This window comes from Saccharopolyspora sp. NPDC000995 (genome assembly GCF_053599315.1).
Genome location: NZ_JBSFLZ010000208.1, coordinates 1 through 6,524 on the forward strand (window position 1 = coordinate 1; position 6,524 = coordinate 6,524).

Here is a 6,524-nt window from a genome sequence, read left to right on the forward strand (position 1 = left end):
GCGGCGGTGCGCGCCCGCCGGGCGGCGCCGGTGGGTGGCCCGCTGCGACGAGCCCGCGCGGTTCCGTCGATGATCGCCTCCACTGCTCGTGGCCGGAATCCCGCGCTGCCGCGCTACCAGCTCGCCCTCTGGCTGCTGGCCCTGGTGTACGTGGTCTCGCCGGTCGACTTCATCCCTGACTTCCTGCCGCTGCTGGGCATCGGCGATGACATCGGCGTCGGCACCTGGCTGCTGACCAGCCTGTACGCCGAATCGGGCAACTACCTCGCGGTGAAGGAGCAGCGCAGCGAATTGGAAGCCGGGTGACCATCAGATCGCGGTCGGTGTGGGCTCGGCGGGAGTGCGGCGGCGGCCGAAGATGCCGTGGTCCAGCGACCAGTTGCCGCCGTTGAAGCCCAGCGCGAGGGCGGCGACGCCGATGGCGAGCGGAAGCACGAACCCAATCGGAGATAAAAGGCCATGGGGCAGGTACACCAGTAGCACAGCGCCCGCCATGTCGACGGCGACAGGACGCCGACCAGCAGCAGCCCGAGCACGACGAACAAAACACTCCGCCGACCAGCTCCACGAGCGTGGCGAACCGGGCGGACACCTGCGGTAGCGGGATGTGCATGGCGGCGAAGCTCTGCGCGACCGCGCCCGGGCCGTAGATCGCCGGCGATCCTGGCGGTGTAGAAGCGAGCCGGTTGCAGATAGGAGTGGTCATCGCTGATCAGCACGTACTCGCCGGTGCAGGGGTCGCGGTCGATGCCGGACAAGCCGCCCACCGTCGTGCCTCGGAAGTCCAGCTTGTGCGCGACGATCGGTTCGCCCAGCAACCGTGCATCCGAGGCGGACTGCCCGGGACTTCCGTTCGCCGGTGTCGTGGCCAGCAGCAATGACACCGGCGGCAGCGCGGATGCGCATTTCCGCTCGGTCGGAGAGGCTCACCGCATTGCGAGAACTCCCTTCAGGCGAAGTTTTCGCCGCCGTTGGTTGGGATTAGGCGCTTGCCCCCCCAACCCCTCGGGCCTCAGCCCTTGAGCAGCGAGCGGGCCATGACCATGCGCTGGATCTGGTTCGTGCCTTCGTAGATCTGGGTGATCTTGGCGTCGCGCATCATCCGCTCCACCGGGAAGTCGCGGGTGTAGCCGGCGCCGCCGAATAGTTGCACCGCGTCGGTCGTGACCTCCATGGCGACGTCCGAGGCGAAGCACTTGGCCGCGGCGGAGATGAACGCGAGGTTCTCCTCGCCGCGCTCGGCGCGGGCCGCGGCGACGTAGATCATGTGGCGCGCGGCTTCGACCTTCATCGCCATGTCGGCCAGCATGAACTGGACGCCCTGGAAGTCGGAGACGGCTTTGCCGAACTGCTTGCGGTCCTTGACATAGGCCAGCGCCTGTTCGAGCGCGCCCTGCGCGATGCCGACGGCCTGCGCGCCGATGGTGGGCCGGGTGTGGTCCAGCGTGCGCAGTGCGGTCTTGAACCCGGTGCCGGGCTCGCCGATGATCCGGTCGGCCGGGATGGTGCAGTCCTCGAAGTAAAGCTCCACGGTCGGCGAGCCCTTGATGCCGAGCTTCTTCTCCTTCGGCCCCACCGCGAAACCGGGGTCGTCGGCGTGCACCACGAACGCGCTGATGCCGTTGGCGCCCTTGTCCGGGTCGGTCACCGCCATCACGGTGTACCACTTGGATTCGCCGCCGTTGGTGATCCAGCACTTGTTGCCGTTGAGCACCCAGTGGTCGCCATCGAGGCGCGCGCGGGTCTTCATCGACGCGGCGTCCGAGCCCGCCTCGCGCTCGGATAGTGCGTACGACGCGCCCTCCTCGCCGCTGGCGATCGAGGGCATCACCTTCTTCTTGAGCTCCTCGGAACCGGACAGCAGGATCGGCATGGTGCCGAGCTTGTTGACCGCCGGGATCAGCGACGATGAGGCGCAGACCCGGGCGACTTCTTCGATCACGATGCAGGTGGCGACTGAGTCGGCGCCCTGCCCGTCGTATGCCTCCGGCACGTGCACGGCAGCGAAGCCCGACTTCTCCAGCGCGTCGCGCGCCTCGCGCGGGAAGCGTTCCTGTTCGTCGACCTCGGCCGCGTACGGCGCGATCTCCTTATCGGCCAGCGCGCGCACCGCCTCGCGCAGCGCCTCGTGCTCTTCGGCCAACTGGTACGTGTCGAAGTTCGGGTCCACCGGGTCCTCCTAGTTCCCGGCTTCCTGGCCGGGATAGTTCATCGCCGCCCGCGCGATGGCGGACACCTGCGGCGCTATCGTAACGGCACTCAGTGCCACTTCCAAGTCGGTGCCGGTGTATATTTCGGCCATGTCCGAGCCAGCGACCCCGGCGCCCAGAACCCGCTCCGGCCGCACCCCGCACGGCCGCCGAAAGGTGCGCAGCGCCCTGGCGCTGGCCGCGATGGAACTGTTCGCGGCGCAAGGCTTCGAAGCGACCACTGTGGACCAGATCGCCGAGGCGGCGGGCGTCGGTCGGCGCACCTTCTTTCGGTACTTCCGGTCTAAGGAGGACGTCGTGTTCCCCGCGCACGACGAACGGCTGGCTGAAGTGGTCGAGCGGCTCGACACTGCCGACCCGGCGGCCGACCCGATGGCGGTGCTCGGGCAGGCCGCCGAGGTGGTGCTGGAGATGTACTTGGCTGAGCCGGAGGTCTCGCTCATGCGCTCGGAGCTGACTCGCGAGGTCTCGTCGTTGCGGGACAAGGAAATCGCCAGCATCGATCGCTACCAGCGGGTGTTCGCGCGTTACCTGCGCGATCGCTTTTCCGGGGAGCCGGGCGGGGACCTCCGCGCCGCGGTAGTGGCTGCGGCGGTGGTCGCGGCACACAACCACGTGCTCCGGCAGTGGCTGAAGAGAGGGGGAGCGCCCGACGCGATGCAGATGCTGCGGGATGCGTTGCAGCAGTTGGCGGGTGCGATGTCGGGGCAGTGGGGCGAGGCGCATGCCACCGAGGCGGGGGAGCACGTCGTCGTGGGAGTCGTGCGCACTGCGGCGCCTGCCGGCGTCGTGCTCAAGCACCTCGAAGAAGCCCTACGTGATCTCCTCTAGCGCACCTTCGGCACTCAGTGCCAGAAAGCATGTGACATGGCACGCTCGATCGAAAAAGATCGATCAATTCTATTGTTTCAGTGTTAATTGATTTCAGCGGGGTCCTGCGAACGGTCGCCTTCTCCGACCCGGCCGACGTGTTGGGCGCCTGCCCTGCAGTCCGTTGGACTTCTTTGCTGGCGGGTCTTAGCACCTGATCGCGCGGACTTGCTCGATAACGGGAGCGAAGGCGTCCATGTGCGAGGCGTGCACGGTGTAGTAGGTGAAGCCGTAGCGGCCGCGGTTTCGCAGCACCTGGTCGGCGATCTGCTCGACGCTGCCGATGAACGCGAAGGGCGTCTCCTGAACGCGAAGGGCGTCTCCAGGAGCTCGTCGGCAGTCATCATCTGCCCGTGCTGTTCCAGCAGGTTCGCGGCTACGGCGGCCCTGGCTTCGGTGATTACGACTAGCTGTGTCAGGGCGTGCCACTGCACCTGATCCGCCCGCGAGCTCGCGGGCGAACCTGACCCGTTCGTCGGCTTCTGCCGCGGTGCCGAGGCGCAACGTTCCCGGTGGTTGTCCCTTGACCTGGAAGGCCCCGGCGATGCCGATGATGTCGGCGGCGATCTTGAGGACCCGGTCGCCGGTGCCGCCGACTAGCAGTGGCGGTCCGTAGCCGCCGAAACCGACTCGCTGCAACGGGCGCAGGACGGGGATGCCGAGGCTTTCGCGCATACGGCCTCGGGGAACATCGGTACAGCGGTTAACGCTAAGCCGGTGATCATGGCCTCTACCACGGGCGGCAGGCCAGGCGGCGAGGTTCGGCGGAAGATCCCTGAGCGCCTGCGGGCGCCGGTTCTTCTTCCTGGACGACGAGGACCCGCAAGCTGATCGCGAAGCGGCGCGGGGACCACAGTCGGCTCGGGTTCGCTCTCCAGATGTGCACCGTGCGCTATATCGGCCGGTTCCTCCCGGACGACCCGCTGGACGTGCCGTGGATCGTGATCGAGCACCTGGCCGCGCAGCTCGGCATCGAGGACGTCTCGTGCGTGAAGCGGTACACCGAGCGCAAGCCGACGCCGTACGAGCACGCGTGGGAGATCCGGGACGCCTACGAGTATCGCGAGTACGACGATGCGGAGTGGTCCCGCCAGTTCCGGACGTTCCTGCACGGGCGGGCGTGGACGCACGCCGAGGGGCCGGTGGCGCTGTTCAACCAGGCGGTGGCCTGGCTGCGCCGTCACCGGGTGCTGCTGCCCGGGGTGAGCGTGCTGGTCCGGCAGGTGTCGGAGGCCCGGAAGGTCGCGGAGAAGCGGCTGCACGCCACGGTCGCGGGCGCGGCCCGCCGCGCCGACCCGGCGCTGCCAGGCGAGTTGGTGGCGACGTTGAAGACGCCGGATGGCTCGCGGTTCTCGGAGCTGGAGCGGCTGCGCCGCCCGCCGACGCGGACGACCGGGACGGCGTTCGCCCGCGCGCTGGAGCGCGTGGACGAGATCGGCGCGTACCGGCTAGGGAGGCTGCGGCTGTCGCAGATCCCGCCGAACCGGATGGCCGCGCTGGCCCGGTACGCGCTGGGGTCGAAGGCGCCGCTGCTGGAGCGGGCGGCGGAGCCGAAGCGCACGGCGATGCTCACCGCGGTGATGCGGCACCTGGAGGCGAAGGCGATCGACGAGGCCCTGGACCTGTTCCAGGTGCTGATGGCCACCCGGCTGCTGAACGCCGCGAAGCGGAAGACGGAGAAGGAGCGGCTGTCGACGCTGCCTCAGCTGGAGAGGGCGTCGCGCACTCTCGCGCGGGCGGCGAAGGTGCTGTTCGAGGAGCTGGAGCTGGTCGAGGAGCAGGAGGCGGACCTGGACGTGGCCGCGCTGTGGGCGGTGGTGGAGGAGGTCGCCCCGCGCGCCGCCGTGATGAGCGCGGCGGCCACCGTGGTGACCCTGGCGCCCGAGGACGAGAACACGGCCGACGTCGCGATGCGGGCCGCACTGGCGACCCGGTACGCCACGGTGCGCCCGTTCCTCGCGCTGCTGGGCGAGTCGAAGGCGCTGGACGCAGCGAGCGCCGGGAAGCGGGTCCTGGCCGGGGTGCGGGGTCTTCCGGCGTTGGCACGGCGGAAGGTGGGCGTCAAGCCCCTGCTTCCGCGCGAGGTGGACGACAAGCTGGTGCCGCCGGCGTGGCGCAAGGCGGTGTACGCCAACCCCGATCTGCCCCAGGGCGCGGTGGACCGGGACGCGTACGTGGTGTGCGTGTTGGAGCAGCTGCACCGGGCCCTGAACAACCGAGACGTGTTCGCCTCGCCCTCGCACCGGTGGTCCAACCCGCGCGCCCGCCTCCTGGAGGGCCCGGACTGGGACGCGGTCGAGGAGGACGTCCTAGCGGCGCTGAGCCTGGACATGCCCGTCACCGAGCACCTGGCGGAGCTGGTGCGGGGCCTGGACGCCGGATGGAAGCAACTCGCGATGCGCCTTCAGGAGGCGGGGTCGGCGGCGAAGGTGTCCATCGAGGTCCAGGACGACGGGCGGGTGAAGCTGAACGTCGACAAGCTCGGCGCGCTCGGCGAGCTCAAGTCGCTGACCTGGCTGCGCAAGCGAGTCGAGAAGATGCTCCCGAAGATCGACCTGCCGGACCTGCTGTTCGAGGTGAACGCCTGGACCGGGTTCCTCAACGCCTTCGTGCACCTCGGCGACGGCACGACCCGGATGAAGGACCTGCCCACCTCCATGGTCGCCCTGCTGGTCTCCGAGGCGTGCAACATCGGCCTGACCCGTGAACCCCGGCTACGAGGCGCTGACCCGGGCCCGGCTCGTGCACGTCGACCAGTACCTGCGCGCCGACACCATCGCTGCGGCGAACGGCGCGGTGATCGCAGCTCAGGCCGAGATCCCGATCGTGCAGTTCTGGGGGACGGCGGCATCAAGCCCGAGATGGTGGCGACCGACAACGCCTCGTACTCCGACATGGTGTTCGGCCTGTTCAAGATCCTCGGCTACAACTTCAGCCCCCGCTTCCGCGACCTGGACGACCAGCGGTTCTGGCGGGCCACCATGCCCGGTGTCGAGACCGGCACGTACGGCCCGGTGGAGGACCTGGCCCGCAACCGGGTCAACCTGAGCAAGGTGATCACGCACTGGCCTGACATGCTGAAGGTCGCCGGTTCCCTGGTCACCAACCAGGTCCGCGCCTACGACCTGCTGCGCATGTTCGGCCGCGACGGCCGCCCGGCCCCGCTGGGGGCGGCGTTCGCCGAGTACGGGCGGATTGCAAAGACCGAGCATCTGCTGCGGGTGGTCGACCCGGTCGACGACACCTACCGGCGGCAGATGAACCGGCAGCTCACCGTGCAGGAGTCCCGCCACAAGCTCGCCCGGGACGTGTGCCACGGCAAGCGCAGCACCATCCACCAGGCGTACCGCGAAGGCATGGAGGTCCCGTTGACCGAACTACGGGCCAGGCGAATGGCGTCCTGAGCTGCGTAGACGGACTGTGACGATCGGGCCGTGGGGAACG

At 69.0% G+C, this 6,524-nt stretch carries 6 protein-coding genes and 1 pseudogene; 3 read left to right on the top strand and 4 right to left on the bottom strand.

The genetic code is table 11. The features are described from left to right. A partial coding sequence (locus tag ACWDKQ_RS34505; protein WP_450142960.1) for a YkvA family protein occupies nucleotides 1-306 on the top strand: 306 nt, incomplete at its 5' end. 3 nt (nucleotides 307-309) lie between these two features. Here the strand turns inward: ACWDKQ_RS34505 and ACWDKQ_RS34510 are convergent. The 3 genes and pseudogenes from ACWDKQ_RS34510 to ACWDKQ_RS34520 form a co-directional block, all read right to left on the bottom strand. Then, complete coding sequence (locus ACWDKQ_RS34510) at nucleotides 310-435, bottom strand: hypothetical protein (protein ID WP_450142965.1); 126 nt, start codon at nucleotides 433-435, stop codon at nucleotides 310-312. Nucleotides 436-686: 251 nt separating this feature from the next. Next, nucleotides 687-884, bottom strand: a pseudogene (locus tag ACWDKQ_RS34515) (esterase-like activity of phytase family protein); the annotation flags it as partial. Nucleotides 885-1,012: 128 nt separating this feature from the next. Then, on the bottom strand, nucleotides 1,013-2,170 hold the full coding sequence (locus ACWDKQ_RS34520) for an acyl-CoA dehydrogenase (protein WP_450142961.1): 1,158 nt from the start codon (nucleotides 2,168-2,170) through the stop codon (nucleotides 1,013-1,015). A gap of 130 nt (nucleotides 2,171-2,300) precedes the next feature. On the opposite strand from ACWDKQ_RS34520, the gene ACWDKQ_RS34525 reads away from it, so the two are divergent. Then, nucleotides 2,301-3,041 carry a TetR family transcriptional regulator gene (locus ACWDKQ_RS34525; protein ID WP_450142962.1) on the top strand — a complete coding sequence of 247 codons (741 nt, stop codon included), beginning with the start codon at nucleotides 2,301-2,303 and terminating at the stop codon, nucleotides 3,039-3,041. 186 nt (nucleotides 3,042-3,227) lie between these two features. Here the strand turns inward: ACWDKQ_RS34525 and ACWDKQ_RS34530 are convergent, their stop codons facing one another. Further along, the gene (locus ACWDKQ_RS34530; RefSeq protein WP_450142963.1) at nucleotides 3,228-3,755 is read right to left on the bottom strand and encodes a hypothetical protein; all 528 of its coding nucleotides are present in this window, start codon (nucleotides 3,753-3,755) and stop codon (nucleotides 3,228-3,230) included. A 203-nt stretch (nucleotides 3,756-3,958) separates the two neighbouring features. Between ACWDKQ_RS34530 and ACWDKQ_RS34535 the strand changes: the two genes are divergently transcribed. Beyond that, on the top strand, nucleotides 3,959-6,484 hold the full coding sequence (locus ACWDKQ_RS34535) for a Tn3 family transposase (protein ID WP_450142964.1): 2,526 nt from the start codon (nucleotides 3,959-3,961) through the stop codon (nucleotides 6,482-6,484). Nucleotides 6,485-6,524: the final 40 nt, after the last annotated feature.

Coding starts and splice junctions, on each gene's coding strand:
- ACWDKQ_RS34525 (WP_450142962.1), top strand. CDS start 2,301: ATGTCCGAGCCAGCGACCCCGGCGCCCAGAACCCGCTCCGGCCGCACC.
- ACWDKQ_RS34530 (WP_450142963.1), bottom strand. CDS start 3,755: ATGCGCGAAAGCCTCGGCATCCCCGTCCTGCGCCCGTTGCAGCGAGTC.
- ACWDKQ_RS34535 (WP_450142964.1), top strand. CDS start 3,959: ATGTGCACCGTGCGCTATATCGGCCGGTTCCTCCCGGACGACCCGCTG.